The sequence below is a fragment of the Picosynechococcus sp. PCC 73109 genome, assembly GCF_001521855.1.
In the GTDB taxonomy this organism is placed as follows: domain Bacteria; phylum Cyanobacteriota; class Cyanobacteriia; order Cyanobacteriales; family MRBY01; genus MRBY01.
Genome location: NZ_CP013998.1, coordinates 886,728 through 901,361, shown reverse-complemented (window position 1 = coordinate 901,361; position 14,634 = coordinate 886,728). Strand labels below are relative to the sequence as shown.

At 46.3% G+C, this 14,634-nt stretch carries 17 protein-coding genes and 1 riboswitch; of the genes, 15 read left to right on the top strand and 2 right to left on the bottom strand.

Going from position 1 to position 14,634, the window contains the following annotated elements:
- The first annotated feature begins 19 nt into the window (after positions 1 to 19).
- From petB to AWQ23_RS04345, 8 genes are all read left to right on the top strand, one after another.
- The gene (petB, locus tag AWQ23_RS04375) at positions 20 to 688 is read left to right on the top strand and encodes a cytochrome b6 (RefSeq protein WP_012306470.1); all 669 of its coding nucleotides are present in this window, start codon (positions 20 to 22) and stop codon (positions 686 to 688) included.
- 56 nt (positions 689 to 744) lie between these two features.
- Positions 745 to 1,227: a cytochrome b6-f complex subunit IV gene (gene petD / locus AWQ23_RS04370; protein WP_012306469.1), complete on the top strand. Its 483-nt coding sequence runs from the start codon at positions 745 to 747 to the stop codon at positions 1,225 to 1,227.
- Between the two features lie 220 nt (positions 1,228 to 1,447).
- Complete coding sequence (locus tag AWQ23_RS04365) at positions 1,448 to 1,855, top strand: RusA family crossover junction endodeoxyribonuclease (protein WP_012306468.1); 408 nt, start codon at positions 1,448 to 1,450, stop codon at positions 1,853 to 1,855.
- The gene (locus tag AWQ23_RS04360) at positions 1,852 to 2,544 is read left to right on the top strand and encodes a hypothetical protein (protein ID WP_012306467.1); all 693 of its coding nucleotides are present in this window, start codon (positions 1,852 to 1,854) and stop codon (positions 2,542 to 2,544) included. The genes AWQ23_RS04365 and AWQ23_RS04360 overlap by 4 nt, the downstream gene beginning before the upstream one ends.
- A 10-nt stretch (positions 2,545 to 2,554) precedes the next feature.
- Entirely contained in the window at positions 2,555 to 2,734 is a 180-nt protein-coding gene (locus AWQ23_RS16155; RefSeq protein WP_198158692.1) for a hypothetical protein, read from the top strand.
- A 59-nt stretch (positions 2,735 to 2,793) separates the two neighbouring features.
- On the top strand, positions 2,794 to 5,031 hold the full coding sequence (locus tag AWQ23_RS04355) for an NADP-dependent isocitrate dehydrogenase (protein ID WP_062432933.1): 2,238 nt from the start codon (positions 2,794 to 2,796) through the stop codon (positions 5,029 to 5,031).
- 124 nt (positions 5,032 to 5,155) lie between these two features.
- The gene (locus AWQ23_RS04350; RefSeq protein WP_062432929.1) at positions 5,156 to 5,404 is read left to right on the top strand and encodes a type II toxin-antitoxin system Phd/YefM family antitoxin; all 249 of its coding nucleotides are present in this window, start codon (positions 5,156 to 5,158) and stop codon (positions 5,402 to 5,404) included.
- The gene (locus tag AWQ23_RS04345) at positions 5,401 to 5,658 is read left to right on the top strand and encodes a Txe/YoeB family addiction module toxin (RefSeq protein WP_062432926.1); all 258 of its coding nucleotides are present in this window, start codon (positions 5,401 to 5,403) and stop codon (positions 5,656 to 5,658) included. The genes AWQ23_RS04350 and AWQ23_RS04345 overlap by 4 nt, the downstream gene beginning before the upstream one ends.
- 15 nt (positions 5,659 to 5,673) lie before the next feature.
- Here AWQ23_RS04345 and AWQ23_RS04340 read toward each other — a convergent pair whose 3' ends face one another.
- Positions 5,674 to 6,567: a CoB--CoM heterodisulfide reductase iron-sulfur subunit B family protein gene (locus AWQ23_RS04340; RefSeq protein WP_062436502.1), complete on the bottom strand. Its 894-nt coding sequence runs from the start codon at positions 6,565 to 6,567 to the stop codon at positions 5,674 to 5,676.
- 86 nt (positions 6,568 to 6,653) lie between these two features.
- On the opposite strand from AWQ23_RS04340, the gene AWQ23_RS04335 reads away from it, so the two are divergent.
- Positions 6,654 to 7,412 (top strand): sensor histidine kinase KdpD, encoded by a 759-nt coding sequence (locus AWQ23_RS04335; protein WP_062432923.1) that lies wholly within the window; start codon positions 6,654 to 6,656, stop codon positions 7,410 to 7,412.
- On the opposite strand, the gene AWQ23_RS04330 is transcribed toward AWQ23_RS04335, so the two are convergent.
- The gene (locus AWQ23_RS04330) at positions 7,372 to 7,845 is read right to left on the bottom strand and encodes a GNAT family N-acetyltransferase (RefSeq protein WP_315862041.1); all 474 of its coding nucleotides are present in this window, start codon (positions 7,843 to 7,845) and stop codon (positions 7,372 to 7,374) included. The genes AWQ23_RS04335 and AWQ23_RS04330 overlap by 41 nt on opposite strands.
- 362 nt (positions 7,846 to 8,207) lie before the next feature.
- A riboswitch (TPP riboswitch) is annotated at positions 8,208 to 8,307 on the top strand.
- 9 nt (positions 8,308 to 8,316) lie between these two features.
- Here AWQ23_RS04330 and thiC point away from each other — a divergent pair.
- The 6 genes from thiC (at position 8,317) to AWQ23_RS04290 (ending at position 14,604) form a co-directional block, all read left to right on the top strand.
- Positions 8,317 to 9,702: a phosphomethylpyrimidine synthase gene (gene thiC, locus AWQ23_RS04320; RefSeq protein ID WP_012306459.1), complete on the top strand. Its 1,386-nt coding sequence runs from the start codon at positions 8,317 to 8,319 to the stop codon at positions 9,700 to 9,702.
- Positions 9,703 to 9,993: 291 nt separating this feature from the next.
- Complete coding sequence (locus tag AWQ23_RS04310) at positions 9,994 to 10,209, top strand: DUF2283 domain-containing protein (protein ID WP_030007574.1); 216 nt, start codon at positions 9,994 to 9,996, stop codon at positions 10,207 to 10,209.
- A 195-nt stretch (positions 10,210 to 10,404) separates the two neighbouring features.
- Entirely contained in the window at positions 10,405 to 11,337 is a 933-nt protein-coding gene (locus AWQ23_RS04305) for a helix-turn-helix domain-containing protein (RefSeq protein WP_062432917.1), read from the top strand.
- 253 nt (positions 11,338 to 11,590) lie between these two features.
- Positions 11,591 to 11,794, top strand: coding sequence for a hypothetical protein (locus tag AWQ23_RS04300; RefSeq protein WP_062432914.1), 204 nt, complete (start codon positions 11,591 to 11,593; stop codon positions 11,792 to 11,794).
- Positions 11,794 to 12,060, top strand: coding sequence for a type II toxin-antitoxin system RelE/ParE family toxin (locus tag AWQ23_RS04295; RefSeq protein WP_062432911.1), 267 nt, complete (start codon positions 11,794 to 11,796; stop codon positions 12,058 to 12,060). The genes AWQ23_RS04300 and AWQ23_RS04295 overlap by 1 nt, the downstream gene beginning before the upstream one ends.
- A 348-nt stretch (positions 12,061 to 12,408) precedes the next feature.
- Positions 12,409 to 14,604, top strand: coding sequence for a ComEC/Rec2 family competence protein (locus AWQ23_RS04290; RefSeq protein WP_062432908.1), 2,196 nt, complete (start codon positions 12,409 to 12,411; stop codon positions 14,602 to 14,604).
- Positions 14,605 to 14,634 lie beyond the last annotated feature (30 nt).

Here is a 14,634-nt window from a genome sequence, read left to right as displayed (position 1 = left end):
TCGTTTCTAATCAGGCTTCATGTTTACAAAAGAAGTTACCGACTCCAAATTATATAAGTGGTTTAACGAACGACTAGAAATCCAAGCGATCTCTGACGACATTTCTAGTAAATACGTTCCCCCCCACGTCAATATCTTCTATTGTCTGGGTGGTATTACCCTTACCTGTTTCATTATCCAGTTCGCCACTGGATTCGCAATGACCTTCTACTACAAGCCCACCGTAGCAGAGGCATTTACTTCCGTTCAATACATCATGAATGAAGTGAACTTCGGGTGGTTGATCCGTTCGATCCACCGTTGGTCTGCCAGCATGATGGTCTTAATGATGATTCTCCACATTTTCCGGGTGTACCTCACCGGTGGCTTTAAGCGTCCCCGTGAGCTGACTTGGATTACTGGGGTCATCATGGCGACGATCACCGTTTCCTTCGGTGTAACTGGTTACTCCTTGCCTTGGGACCAAGTTGGTTACTGGGCAGTCAAGATTGTGTCTGGTGTACCTGCGGCGATTCCTGTCGTGGGCGACCAAATGGTTGAGTTGCTCCGGGGTGGCGCAAGCGTTGGCCAAGCAACCCTAACCCGTTTCTACAGTCTTCATACTTTTGTTTTACCTTGGTTGATTGCGGTCTTCATGTTGGCCCACTTCCTCATGATCCGTAAGCAAGGTATTTCTGGTCCTTTGTAAGGATCAGGTTTTCCGTTTGCTCAAAACAACGTTCTTGTTGAGGAGAACTTTTACTCATGTCTATCATGAAAAAGCCGGATCTTAGCGATCCAAAACTCCGGGCAAAACTGGCTCAAAACATGGGACACAATTACTATGGTGAGCCGGCTTGGCCCAATGACATTCTCTTTACCTTCCCCATCTGTATTGCGGGAACCATCGGTTTAATTACCGGCTTGGCGATTCTCGATCCAGCGATGATCGGTGAACCGGGTAATCCTTTCGCAACACCTCTGGAAATTTTGCCGGAGTGGTACCTCTACCCCGTCTTCCAGATCCTCCGGGTACTGCCCAACAAACTGCTGGGTATTGCTTGTCAAGGGGCGATTCCGTTGGGTTTGATGATGGTGCCTTTCATTGAAAGCGTCAACAAATTCCAAAACCCCTTCCGTCGTCCGGTGGCGATGGCTGTTTTCCTCTTTGGGACTGCGGTCACCCTCTGGCTCGGTGCAGGTGCTTGTTTCCCCATTGATGAGTCTTTGACTTTGGGCCTGTTCTAAAACCCACGCCTAATTTTTTAGACTAATTTTATTTTTCATTTATTTCTAAACAGATTGGCGATCGCCCCCTTTGGCTCCGGCTAAACGATGGCGATCGCCTTTTTTGTTAGGATGGTGAACACCTGACTTCTAAAGGAAGTCAAGATCTAGTCGCTTATTATATTGTGTTACTCACAGACATATAGGAGTATAAAATAACTAACCCTTTCTAGTTGAAGGCATGTTCTCAAGACTTGAGTTTATAGTGGATGGACCACCTGTATCACAACAGACCCGTAGACGTGAGCGTCTTAGAGATTGGAAAAGAGTGGTACGACAAGAGGCAGAGAAATATTGGTCATCTGGACAAAAAGCAACTACTGGTCTAATCATGCTACAAATAACCTATTTCTATGATTCTGTTGCTATCGATGTAGATAATATTGTTAAGCCGATTCAGGATGCCATAATCGGATTAGTTTATATTGACGATGATCAAGTCACTGATGTTCTTGTCAGGAAACGAGATTTATCAGGTAACTTTAAGGTAGAACATATGACCTTAACATTGGCGGAAGGTTTTTCTCGTGGAAATGAATTTTTGCATATTGTCGTAAATGAGGCTCCTGATCAAGAGGTACTTACATGATGACAACCCAAACAGCCAATCTAGAAAGAGAGCGATTACTACAGCTAGCTGAAGAATATCGTGAAAAGGGATATGAAATTTCTTTTGAGCCTAACCCTGAAGACCTGCCTGATTTTCTGAAAAATTATCGCCCTGACATGATTGTAAGGCGGGGAGATGAAGCGGTTATCGTTGAAGTAAAATCACGTCGCTCACTGAATGCTTCCTCTAGACAATATTTACAGACTTTAGTCCAATCTGTAGAACAGCATCCTGGTTGGCGATTTGAATTAGTGATGACTAATCCAGAAGATGTTGTGTTTTCTCTACAAGCGGAAAGCCCTCTTCAAAAACCCGAAATAGAAACAAGACTACAAGTAGCCAGGAAACTTGCAATGCAACATCCAGAGTCAGCTATTCTCTATGCCTGGTCTCTTGTTGAGGCAACTTTAAGGCTTGTTGCAGAGCATGAGAGAATGAGTTTACAAAGACTTGATCCACTTTATTTAGTCAAACAATTAATGACTGAGGGAGTGATTTCACGTCCTGAGTATCAGTTACTCATAGATGGACTTTCTTTGCGTAATGCGATTGCCCACGGCTTCAAAGCAAACCAAGTTACAAAAGGGTCTGTGTATCAGCTAATTGATCTTACAGAGCTGCTATTGAAAACGTTGCAGATGAGTACCGAAGCAGATCAATTGTGTTGAGTTAGTGCTTTTGATACTGCACATCCTCCAATTTAAGGATGTCATCGATAGGGATACCTTTTGTTATGGAAACAAATCCCTTCAGAGTTTTGCAAAAGGCGATCGCCCCCTTTGGCTCCGGCTAAACGATGGCGATCGCCTTTTGCGTAACCCCTATCAGCATTTCCAGACGGAGAAGCGTCAAGGCTAGACCCTGTGCCATGTATCATTTAGGCTGAGAAACATTCCGTGACACGACGCCTAAGCGATATGAGCAACCAGACCTCGAAAATTACCTACACTTTTACCGACGAAGCCCCCGCACTGGCGACCTACTCCCTTCTCCCCATTGTGGAAGCCTTTACAACTGCGGCCAATATTGAGGTGGAAACCAAGGATATTTCCCTCGCTGGGCGGATCATTGCGAATTTTCCGGAATATCTCACCGCCGACCAACGCCGCCCCGATGCCCTCTCCGAATTAGGGGCCTTGGCGAAAACCCCTGATGCCTACATCATCAAGCTGCCCAATATTAGCGCCTCCATTCCCCAATTGACAGCGGCGATCAAAGAATTACAGACTAAGGGTTACAACGTGCCGGATTATCCCGCTGACCCTAAGACTGAGGCAGAAAAGGATATTAGAGCGAAATATGCGAAAGTTCTCGGTAGTGCCGTAAACCCAGTGCTGCGGGAAGGCAATAGCGATCGCCGAGTTGCTGCTGCCGTCAAAGAATATGCCCGGCACAATCCCCACAAGGTCGGGGAATGGACAAAAGACTCCAAATCCCACGTCGCCCACATGGATGAAGGAGATTTCTATGGCAGTGAACAATCGGTCGTCATTGAACAAGCGGGCACCCTGAAAATTGAACATCAAGGCACCGATGGCACCGTGACCATTCTCAAAGAAGCCATTCCCGTGCTTGCGGGTGAGGTGGTCGATGCTGCGGTGATGAGCGTCAAGGCTCTGCGTGCTTTCTATGAAAAAGAAATTGCCGCCGCTAAAGCCGAGGATATTTTATTGTCCCTGCACGTCAAAGCGACGATGATGAAGGTGTCTGACCCGATTCTTTTCGGTCACGCCGTCACCGTTTACTACAAGGACGTTTTTGCGAAATATGCCGATACTTTCCAAGCCTTAGGTGTTAGCCCCAATAACGGTTTAGGGGATGTTTACGCCAAAATTGCCAATCTTCCAACCGCAGAGAAAGCGGCGATCGCCGCGGATCTCCAAGCGGTTTATGACAAGCAACCCCGGTTGGCAATGGTTAATTCTGACAAGGGCATTACCAACCTCCATGTGCCCAGTGATGTGATCATTGATGCGTCGATGGCGGCAGCGATTCGCACCTCCGGGAAAATGTGGGGAGCCGATGGGAAACCCCACGATACAAAAGCGATGATTCCCGACCGTTGTTACGCCACCATGTACCAGGCCTGCATTGAATTCTGTCAAGAAAATGGCGCTTTTGACGTCAAAACCATGGGCAGTGTCGCCAACGTGGGACTAATGGCGAAAAAAGCCGAAGAATACGGCTCCCACGATAAAACCTTTGAAATTGCCGCCGCTGGTCAAGTGCGCGTCATTGATGGGCAGGGCAATGTGTTAATGGCGCATCCCGTGGCAAAAGGCGATATCTGGCGGATGTGTCAGACCAAGGATGTGGCGATCCAAGATTGGGTGAAATTGGCCGTTAATCGCGCCCGCCTCACAGGGAATCCCACCGTATTTTGGTTAGATGAAAACCGTGCCCACGATGCCAAAATTATCGCCAAGGTTAAAGAGTATTTACCCCAGCATGATCTGAGTGGTTTGGATATTCACATTCTCCCGCCAGTAGACGCGATGAAATTTACCTGCGCCCAAATTAAAACTGGTCAGGACGTCATTTCGGTTACGGGAAATGTGCTGCGGGACTATCTAACGGATTTATTCCCCATTCTCGAACTGGGTACGAGCGCTAAAATGCTCTCGATTGTGCCGTTGCTGGCTGGGGGTGGTTTGTTTGAAACGGGCGCAGGCGGTTCTGCACCGAAGCACGTCCAACAGTTCCTCGAAGAAGGCCACTTACGGTGGGATTCCCTAGGGGAATTTTTGGCGATCGCCGTTGCCCTCGAAGACCTCGCCCAGAAAACGGGCAATGACAATGCCCTTGTTTTGGCAGAGGCCCTAAACAAAGCCAACAGCCAGTACCTCAACAATGACAAATCTCCTTCCCGCAAGGTGGGTGAAATTGATAACCGGGGCAGCCATTTTTATCTGGCGATGTATTGGGCCCAAGCCTTGGCAGAACAGGATAAAAACCCAGCGCTTAAGGCGACATTTGCGCCCTTAGCCCAAGCCTTAACAGAAAATCAAGACAAAATCGTGGCGGAGTTAAATGCGGCTCAAGGTCAAGCGGTTGATATTGATGGCTACTATTTTGCTAATTCTGCAAAAGCAAGTCAGGCGATGCGTCCTAGCGAAACCTTGAATCAGGCGATCGCCACCTTAATTACTGCTTAAAAACCCAATTTTTCGAGGATCGGCTTCGTGGAAACAATATGTTTACCGAGGCCGATTTTTTGATCACTGGTTTATCTAGCAAAAAAGATATACTAGAAACAATTTTAAGCCCACAAAAAAAGCGATGGATTTGCTCACGGTTCAGGAAGCGCAAAACAAACTCCAGCGACTCATTGATGAAATTACCGATAGCCATCAACCTGTTGTGATTTCCAGTGAACACAATAAAGTCGTGATGATTTCACAGGCAGATTGGGACGCGATCCAAGAAACCCTTTATTTAGTCAATATTCCAGGCATGAAAGCATCCATTCAAGAAGCAGCCATAGAACCCCTAGAAGAGTGCATTGCTTTGGAAAATTTAGACTGGTGAGTTGGAAAATAGTCCTGTCAAAGCAAGCAGCTAAAGATGCCAGAAAGATTGCGTCTGCTGGTTTGAAACCAAAAGTTCAAAAACTTTTAGGGATACTCCAAGACAATCCATACCAGCCTCCCTACGAAAAATTAGTGGGAGATTTAAAAGATTATTATTCACGCCGCATCAACATTCAACATCGTCTGGTTTACCAAGTTTTAGAATCTGAGAAAATAGTTAAGATTTTACGAATGTGGAGTCACTACGAATAAGCATTTGACCGTTTCTTAAAAACCCAATTTTTCGAGGATCGGCTTCGTAGAAACAATGTGTTTACCGAGGCCGAGTTCCTTGGGGGGAATGCCCAATGCGAGGGCCACCAATTGGGGCAAATGGAGCACGGGAATCCCTAATTTCTGGCCAATGACTTTTTCGACTTCCGGTTGGCGCGAGTCTAAATTGAGATGACAGAGGGGACAGGGAGTCACCAGGCAATCAGCTCCGGCGGCGATCGCCGCTTGTAAATGTTTTCCAGCGAGACGAAACGCCTGTTCTGTGGCATAACTAGAGAGGGGCCAGCCACAGCATTGGGTGCGACCATCATAGATAATTGGCGTTGCCCCAACTGCCGAAAAAACAGACTCCAGAGAATGAGGCTGGACAGGGTCGTCGAAGGGAAGACTATTTTGAACCCGGAGAAGATAACATCCATAAAAGGCGGCACATTTAAGTCCTTGGAGGGGCTTAATCACTTTTTGCGTGAGCTTGTCGAGACCATAGTCTCCCACTAGCGCCCAGAGTAAATGTTTAACTTCGCTGGTGCCTCTATAGGGGGAACAGTGGGACTCGCTAAGGAGGTGATTTACCTGGGAAAAATAATCTGGATTATTGTCTTTGGCTGCTTTGAGTCGTTCATCGACATGGCCGATCACCCCTTGGCAAGTGCTGCAATGGGTGAGTAAGGGTAAATTCAGCGATTCAGCCAACGCGATATTGCGGGCATTGACGCTATCTTCTAGGAGTTGAGATTCTTCTTTGTAGGTGCCAGAGCCACAACAGGCAGCTTGTTTGAGTTCGATTAGTTCAATGTCGAGGGCTTGGGTGAGGGCCGCCGTGGAGAGGTACAGTTCCCGACAGGCTCCCTGGGCGACGCAACCGGGAAAATAAGCATAGCGCAACATTTCAGCCAAACCTTAGAATCTTGGAGGATGTAGGTTGATCTTATCGTTGGTCGTTTCGTAGTCTGTGGAAATAGTTATGTTTTGTTATGTCTAATGGTTTTTCTGCTTTGAATATTGATTTGGCGATCGCCCTCCAGTGGGGGCAATTTCAAGCGCGGTTTTTTGGTCAAGTGGCCCATGAACTGCGATCGCCCTTGAGTACGATCATGGGGCTGCAGCAGTTGATTTTGACAGATTTGTGCGAAAGTCCTGCCGAAGAACGGGCGTTCATTGCGGAGAGTTATGCGGCCAGCCAAAAGTTATTGGGGTTACTCGATTTGGCGATCGCCGTGTCGAAGTTAGATTATGGCCAAAGTTCTAAACAGGCTGAGTGGTTCGATCTCGAAACGCTCCTCAGGGAACTAGAGAGTCTACTCAAGGTGAAGGCCCAGAATAATAATTTGCGGTTGATCATTGCGCATCCGGTTGGTGCAACCCTGGATATTTTTGGCGATCGCCACCACCTCCACCAGTTTTTTCTCACTCTGATCGACACGACCTTACAACGGGCACCGCAAGGGACGATCCACCTCAGCTATGGATCACAACAAAATAAAATCACGTTTCAATTAACCTCAACCCAAACCACAGACTTTTGGCGTGAAACCCATGTGCCGAATCTAACCCTAGGCGATCGCCCAAGCCTCGAAGAAGTCCAACAACTAGCCCAAGCCCTTGAATTTTCTCCGGCTCTGAAGTGGCAACTGTGCAAAAAGCTGTTGGCGAGCTACGGGGGTACCCTGACCCGCCACTACCAAGACCAAACTATGCAGGTAATGGGGCAGTTTCCTCAACCGCACAGGTAATCACGCTGATCGGATGCTCGTGGTTATGGAGCACCATGGTAGTCGTCGCATTTTCTTTAAAACCGATGCGCTCATAAAACGTCTGTTGGTGGGTGGTCATCAAATAAACCCGCTCGACTCGGCACATCCGTGGGTGGCTAATCAGGGTTTCCACTAACTTACGGCCTAGGCCCAACCCTTGATAATCTGGGTGGATCACCACATCCCACACCGTCGCCCGAAAGACGCCGTCTGAGGTTCCCCTCGTAAAGCCAATGAGGCGATCGCCATCCCACACCGTCACCACCGGATCACTGTAGGCGATCGCCGTTTCTAGATCCGCCAAAGAGCGTTCCCTCGCCCAAAAGGCCGTCGCATTAAACAACGCCTGCAATTGCACCAGATCAACCCTGGCCTTATCCACAGAAAATAAAATATTGCTGCAATCCGAAATTTTATTCATAGCCTTTTAGACGCAGAGGGAATAAAACAAAAACACCCAGGGCAACCCTTTCCTTGTCCCATGGGAATGTTCTAGGACAGGCGGATCGCGAGTGCAAAAGAACAATAGCTAAAAAAGCCACCCATTCTAATTAACCCATTAGCAATCTTAACCTGAAAAATTTGTCCATCATTGTAACCAGTTCCGCCATACATCCGGTGATGAATTGTTGATTTTTAGCTTTTTCCCCAGAAAATAGCGATTTTCCAGACTGCTGTCCAAAAATCCTTAAATCTGCCCAAATCCCGTCAGACTCTGATCCCAGCCCCGCCATACTTCCCAAGACTTTGCTAAGGAGTGATGTTAGAATTTATTGCCATAGCTAGGGGTGTCTGTCATAGGAATCAGACTGAGATAGTCCCTTAGAACCTGAGACTGGGTAATACCAGCGTAGGGAAGCTGTTAATAGAGGATTAAAACAATATGAGAGCTGATTGGGTCGCCAAACGGCAAGGTCAAAGTAACGTCTCCCAGATGCACTACGCACGCCAAGGCGTTATCACCGAAGAAATGGACTACGTGGCAAAGCGTGAGAATCTGCCCGTTGACTTGATTCGCGACGAAGTAGCCCGGGGCCGCATGATTATCCCGGCTAATATCAATCACACCAACCTCGAACCGATGTGTATCGGCATTGCTTCGAAATGCAAAGTCAATGCAAATATCGGTGCGTCCCCCAACTCCTCCGAAATTAATGAGGAATTAGCCAAGCTACAACAGGCCGTTAAATATGGTGCGGATACTGTGATGGATCTCTCCACTGGGGGCGGCAACCTGGACGAAATTCGTACCGCCATTATCAAAGCCTCACCGGTGCCCATCGGGACTGTGCCCATTTACCAAGCCCTAGAAAGTGTCCATGGCAACATGGAAAACCTCACGGCCAATGATTTCTTGCACATCATCGAGAAGCACGCCCAGCAAGGGGTGGACTACATGACCATCCACGCCGGGATCTTGATCGAGCATCTGCCCCTCGTGAAAAACCGGATTACGGGGATTGTGTCCCGTGGTGGTGGGATTCTTGCCCGTTGGATGTTGCATCACCATAAGCAAAATCCCCTCTATACCCACTTTGACGACATTATCGAAATCTTTAAGCGTTACGATGTGTCCTTCAGCCTTGGGGATTCTCTGCGCCCTGGCTGTACCCACGATGCTTCTGATGAGGCGCAACTCGCTGAACTGAAAACCCTCGGTCAACTGACCCGTCGCGCTTGGGAACACGATGTCCAAGTGATGGTCGAAGGCCCTGGCCACGTCCCCATGGATCAGATTGAGTTCAACGTGAAGAAGCAGATGGAAGAGTGCTCTGAAGCGCCTTTCTATGTGCTCGGCCCATTGGTGACTGATATTGCTCCCGGTTACGACCACATCACCTCGGCGATCGGCGCAGCAATGGCTGGCTGGTATGGCACGGCGATGCTCTGCTATGTCACCCCCAAAGAGCACCTCGGCTTGCCTGATGCGGAGGATGTGCGGAATGGTCTCATCGCCTATAAGATTGCAGCCCATGCGGCAGATATTGCCCGTCATCGTCCTGGGGCACGCGATCGCGATGATGAGTTGTCCCATGCTCGTTACAACTTCGATTGGGAGAAACAGTTTGAACTGTCCCTCGATCCGGAACGCGCCCGTGAGTACCACGATGAAACTCTTCCCGCAGATATCTATAAAACTGCGGAATTCTGTTCCATGTGTGGGCCAAAGTTCTGCCCGATGCAGACCAAAGTTGATGCGGATGCGTTAACGGAACTGGAAAAGTATTTAGCTAGTACTGCCGCCAAGGAAGAACTCGCCAAAGCTTAAGCCTTATTTATGGGGTGTGTTATTGCAAAATAATGCACCCTATACTCACATTTCCTGCATGAAATTCACACAATATTTTTTAACAACGAGACAACGTTCGGATCGAAGCTTAATAAAATTAGAATGGATTGAGTTCGTGATCCTAAATCCCGAAAAAGAGCAAATCCAGGAAGATGGACGTATCAAGAGATGGGCAAGAATTCATGAAATGGATAACCGGGTATTGAGGGTTGTTTTGCTTCAGGATGGAGAAACTATTCACAATGCCTTTTTTGATCGGAGTTTTAAAAAATGAAGATTCAATATTTTCAAGATACAGATACTCTATATTTAGAATTCAATCAAAATCCGATTGTAGAAACGAAAGATATTAACGAAAATACCCTCGTCGATTTAGATCAAGATGGCAAAGTTTGCGCAATCACTATCGAGCATGCTCAAAGCTTAACAAATTTAAATGCTTTTTCTTTTGAAACTATTATCCCAGATATGCTCCTCGCCTCTTAAAAAATTATGGAATTTATAATGATTGCAACATTTTTTAGGATGTATCATAGGAGGAGAATTGATCGATGTAAAGTATTTATCTAACAGTTCTGCAAAAGAAGAATTAGCTAAAGCTTAAATTCAAGCCACCTCAAATTCCCGTGAGGAGTGAATGGCTAAATTGACTTCTTGTTATCATGTTAGAAAAGCAAAAATATGAAATTTAATACTAAAAATTTTGATCTAACGCAACTTCCAAATTCAGAAAATGAGAAGTTCGAGTTTAAATCAAGCCGCACCGATGATAATGAGCTTAGGAAGAAAATAGGTTGCGCGGCTTCAGGTTTTGCTAATTCTGGAGGGGGTTATTTCATTGCTGGCATTGATAAAGATGGCAATGCTGATGGTGGTATTTCTCTTAAAGTCGGAAAAAAAAATAGACAACAAGATCGACGTGATTGGGTCGATCAGATTATCAATAGTTTAGATCCAAGACCTGAGTATGAAATCCACTTTATGACTGATTGTATGGATAGAGGAAATATTGATGAAGGTAAGGCTGTTTTATTAATCTGTATAGATAGTAGTAATATTGCTCCGCATATGGCTCCTGATCATTGCTACTATATTCGCGCAGGTGCTCACACAGTCAAAGCTAGTCATTTTATTCTTGAAGCAATTCGGGCAAAAAGATACTTTACCAAACCAAAGCTACAACATTTATTAAGACTTCATCCAAATAAGCCGGGCACTATTCAATTAGGGGTAATTTCAGTTACAGGCTCAGTCGCACTTAATGTTCAAATTTCAATTCAGCCCGTACCAAAACTTTGTGAGGAAAAACTATTTCCTATTCAAATTGCTTTAATTGATCAAGACAATCCATGTTTTCTAGATCTCGCTTTGTATAGTAATATTGATATAGTATCTGATCTTAATACATCTATTAAAATAACTTACTGCGATTTGTCTGGAAATAACTACGAATATGAAGCAACAGAGATTTTCAAGAATTCACTACCACCTATGATACTTGGCAAAGAAAATCTTGAAGAAATTGCAAAGTCCCTCAAATCGATTGATAAGAAATTGGAAAGTTTAAAACTAATCGAGAAAAAACTCGAAAGGTTCTTGCCTCAAAAAAACTAGAATTTGCAGTCATTGTTTGACAGATCCTTTATGGTTAAAATGTAACGCGCCTTTTTTGATTATCTGTTTAGTTGAATGTGCATTACGCTTCGTTAACACACTCTACGGTTTGTTTTTTATTCATTTCAGATGCTTTCGGATTTTTCGATAGTTTCGATGTTGCCCCAATCGGGTAGATAAATGTCTTCTGCGATGAAGCAATAAACTCCAAAAGTAGTTATGATATTTTATATATTCTCTGTATGAAAACACAATGTTGATCCAAATTGATGACAGTAAAACAAAAGAGCTATTAACAGAAATCATGATTGATCTGATTCAAAATCGTCAGGAAGTCATTCGAGAAATTCTCCTTGATGCCCTTGAAGAAGTGGGACTCGGAAAAGCAATCATTGAAGGTAGACAAAATGATTTTGTGAGCGAGGAAGAGATCTTTACTTTGTTAGATGAAGAATAATGGAAATACTGTTTGAATCTCGCTTTCAAAAAGATCTCAAAAAAATTAAAGATAAAAAAATTCGCCAAAAAGCCAAAGAAGTTATTTTACAGTGTAAACAGGCCGGACAATTAAACGAAATTAATAATCTCAAAAAAATGCAAGGCTATCAGACTTTTTATCGCATCCGGCTAAGTGATTATCGTATGGGTATCGAACTTTCAGAGAATACATTGATTTTTACCCGCTTCTTGCATAGGAAAGAGATTTATCGATTTTTCCCATAGGCCACGAAAATGGAGTGGTATTTTTTGCCACCTTAGCGATCGCCTTTTTAGGGAGTCAACGGACAACCCTGGTCACGAGTGAAGGAAACAATACTATGGCGCGCATAGGGTTCTGCCTTGGAGGTCTTTAGCAATGTCAATGCGGATTTTTATGGCGCTCATTTGGGGATGGCTCGCGAAAATCGACGGCAATGTAGAGGATGGCCCATTCTTGGTGCTCAACGGCATAGTCATTGATTCACGCAAATTTTCTACTCTGAGTCCTTCTACCGTTTTCTCACTAATATCCCATGGATAAAGTCGAGCTAAGCTTGTGGGCAAGTTTTTGTACCTTTGCTTTCTTTGCCTATGGTTTTTCAGCGTGGTATCGTCCTCTGTCTTGGATATCTAATTGGTCTTGGTTTAACGGGATTTTGGGGGCCACTGAACCCGCAACCTTCTTTGCTGCAGTGGGGGTTATTGGTTGGGGCGATCGCCTTGGGGACAATCCTCGCAACAATTTTTCTTCCCCGTTATCTCTGGCAAGTACCGCGCCGCTTCTGGCCAATGCTGGGATTGGTGATGCTGCTGGCTGTAGTTTATAGTCAAGGGCGTCTACCCCGTCCGGCGACCAATGGTCTTTACAGTCTCACCCAAAGTCAGCCCAGTTTATTACAAAGTCCCGTAGAAATCCAAGGGCAAATTTACCGCTCCATCACCACACAAGAACCAGATAAACAACGGTTTTGGTTTCGGGTGCAAAATGTAAAGTTAGGGCAAAATGTTGCTCCTCAAAAAGAAAATTTATATGTTACGTTAAGCAGAGATTTTTCTCAATTTAAGCGTGGCGATCGCCTCCAGTTGACAGGGCGTTTATACAAACCCCGACCGCCTCAAAATAAATTTGCCTTCAGTTTTCCGGATTACCTACGCCAAAACAATACTTTTCTGGGTTTTAGTGCTTGGGAAGCGGCATTAATTCGGCGAGAAGAGTCGCTCACAGAAATACTGCGCCAACGGATTCAACGGAGCCATCGGGAATTTTTACCAGACAAACCTGCTAGCTTACTCAGTTCTATGGTGTTGGGACGTCAGACCACCAATTTAGACCCCGAAATTTATGATTTGTGGGTCAAAGCGGGCTTGGCCTACACCGTCGCTGCGTCTGGGTTCCATGTGTCGCTGTTGTTGGGGGTCGTGCTGTGGCTCCTACGAAATCAAGAAGAGAAAACACAATTCTATGGCGCGGCAGGAACTTTACTTGGTTACGTGCTGCTGACGGGTTTCCAGGCTTCGATTCTCCGGGCGGCCTTAATGGGGATGGGTAGTTTAGTGGCCCTAGTGCTTGATCGCAAGGTCAAGCCCATTGGTCTTTTGCTAGTGACGGCAACAATGTTACTCCTGATTAAACCGCTATGGCTTTGGGACTTGGGCTTTCAACTCAGTTTTCTGGCAACCTTTGGCCTGTTTACGACCCTAGAGCCAATTCAAAAAAAGCTAGATTTTCTTCCCCCAACGGTGGCAACGGCGATCGCCATTCCCATGGCCGCCAGCCTTTGGACATTACCCTTACTGGCCTACAAATTTAACGTGATCGCCACCTACTCGATCCCCACCAGCATTGTGCTATCGCCCATTATTGGCCTGGTCAGTTTGGGCGGTATGGTCAGCGGTGCTGTCGGTCTATTCAGCCCAGAACTCGGTGGGGCGATCGCCTATGGACTGGGTTGGCCTTTGCGAGGGATGATTTGGCTCGTGGAACAGGTTGTGGCGTTGCCTGGGAGCCAAGCGAGTGTGGCCGCGCTACCTTTGCCGCAACTGCTTGTTTTCTATGGAGTGATGCTGTTGATTTGGCGCTCTCCCTGGGCCGAAAAACAGGCCAGGCCCCTTATCGGCGGTTTACTAATCTTTTTTATTACGGTGCTGGTTTATCGTCACTTCAATACCACTCAAGTAACAATTTTTGGCGATCGCCAAACCCCTGTAATTGTCGCTCAAGCGGGCGGTAAAACCCTGGTAATTAATGTCGGTTCCCCTGGATTTTGGGAATATACCCTCGAACCTTTTTTACGTCGCAGCGGCCTCAATCAAATTGATGGCTTGCTTTCCCTGACGCCCCCCGACCCCGCCGCCCAAACCGTTGATTTTTCCGGTGAACTGCCTATCAAACAGCGTTTTTCACTCCCCCAATCTCCAACCGATAAGGTTACAATCCTCCGCCCCCTCGAACCGAAACGCCTCGGTCCGATCCGCTTGCAACTCCTCCAGGAAGATTTGCATATTTTAGAAATTCGTCTCCAGGGCCAAGCCTTTTATTTGCTCAGTAAACAAACCGCCGACGCCGACTTTATCGCCCAGTGGAATCCGGCCATTCTCATTGCAAAGGCCGCTGATCTCGATTTCAAAATCTGGCAGACCCTCAAACCCCAAAAGGCGATCGCCATTGGTTCTCCCCAGGGTCATTTTTTAGCGCCCAACCGCATCGTTTACTGGAGCGAAACCGACGGCACGATTCAATGGACGCCCCGCCAGGGTCTCAGCAGCCTTGCGCCCAATCTCCCCTAGGCCCAAAGCCTTTTCCTGAGCCAGTTTATG

Bases quoted from the DNA above. Each gene is read 5' to 3' on its own strand.
- petB (WP_012306470.1), top strand. From the start codon at position 20: ATGTTTACAAAAGAAGTTACCGACTCCAAATTATATAAGTGGTTTAAC.
- petD (WP_012306469.1), top strand. From the start codon at position 745: ATGTCTATCATGAAAAAGCCGGATCTTAGCGATCCAAAACTCCGGGCA.
- AWQ23_RS04365 (WP_012306468.1), top strand. From the start codon at position 1,448: ATGTTCTCAAGACTTGAGTTTATAGTGGATGGACCACCTGTATCACAA.
- AWQ23_RS04360 (WP_012306467.1), top strand. From the start codon at position 1,852: ATGATGACAACCCAAACAGCCAATCTAGAAAGAGAGCGATTACTACAG.
- AWQ23_RS04355 (WP_062432933.1), top strand. From the start codon at position 2,794: ATGAGCAACCAGACCTCGAAAATTACCTACACTTTTACCGACGAAGCC.
- AWQ23_RS04350 (WP_062432929.1), top strand. From the start codon at position 5,156: ATGGATTTGCTCACGGTTCAGGAAGCGCAAAACAAACTCCAGCGACTC.
- AWQ23_RS04340 (WP_062436502.1), bottom strand. From the start codon at position 6,567: ATGTTGCGCTATGCTTATTTTCCCGGTTGCGTCGCCCAGGGAGCCTGT.
- AWQ23_RS04335 (WP_062432923.1), top strand. From the start codon at position 6,654: ATGTCTAATGGTTTTTCTGCTTTGAATATTGATTTGGCGATCGCCCTC.
- thiC (WP_012306459.1), top strand. From the start codon at position 8,317: ATGAGAGCTGATTGGGTCGCCAAACGGCAAGGTCAAAGTAACGTCTCC.
- AWQ23_RS04310 (WP_030007574.1), top strand. From the start codon at position 9,994: ATGAAGATTCAATATTTTCAAGATACAGATACTCTATATTTAGAATTC.
- AWQ23_RS04305 (WP_062432917.1), top strand. From the start codon at position 10,405: ATGAAATTTAATACTAAAAATTTTGATCTAACGCAACTTCCAAATTCA.
- AWQ23_RS04300 (WP_062432914.1), top strand. From the start codon at position 11,591: ATGTTGATCCAAATTGATGACAGTAAAACAAAAGAGCTATTAACAGAA.
- AWQ23_RS04295 (WP_062432911.1), top strand. From the start codon at position 11,794: ATGGAAATACTGTTTGAATCTCGCTTTCAAAAAGATCTCAAAAAAATT.
- AWQ23_RS04290 (WP_062432908.1), top strand. From the start codon at position 12,409: ATGGTTTTTCAGCGTGGTATCGTCCTCTGTCTTGGATATCTAATTGGT.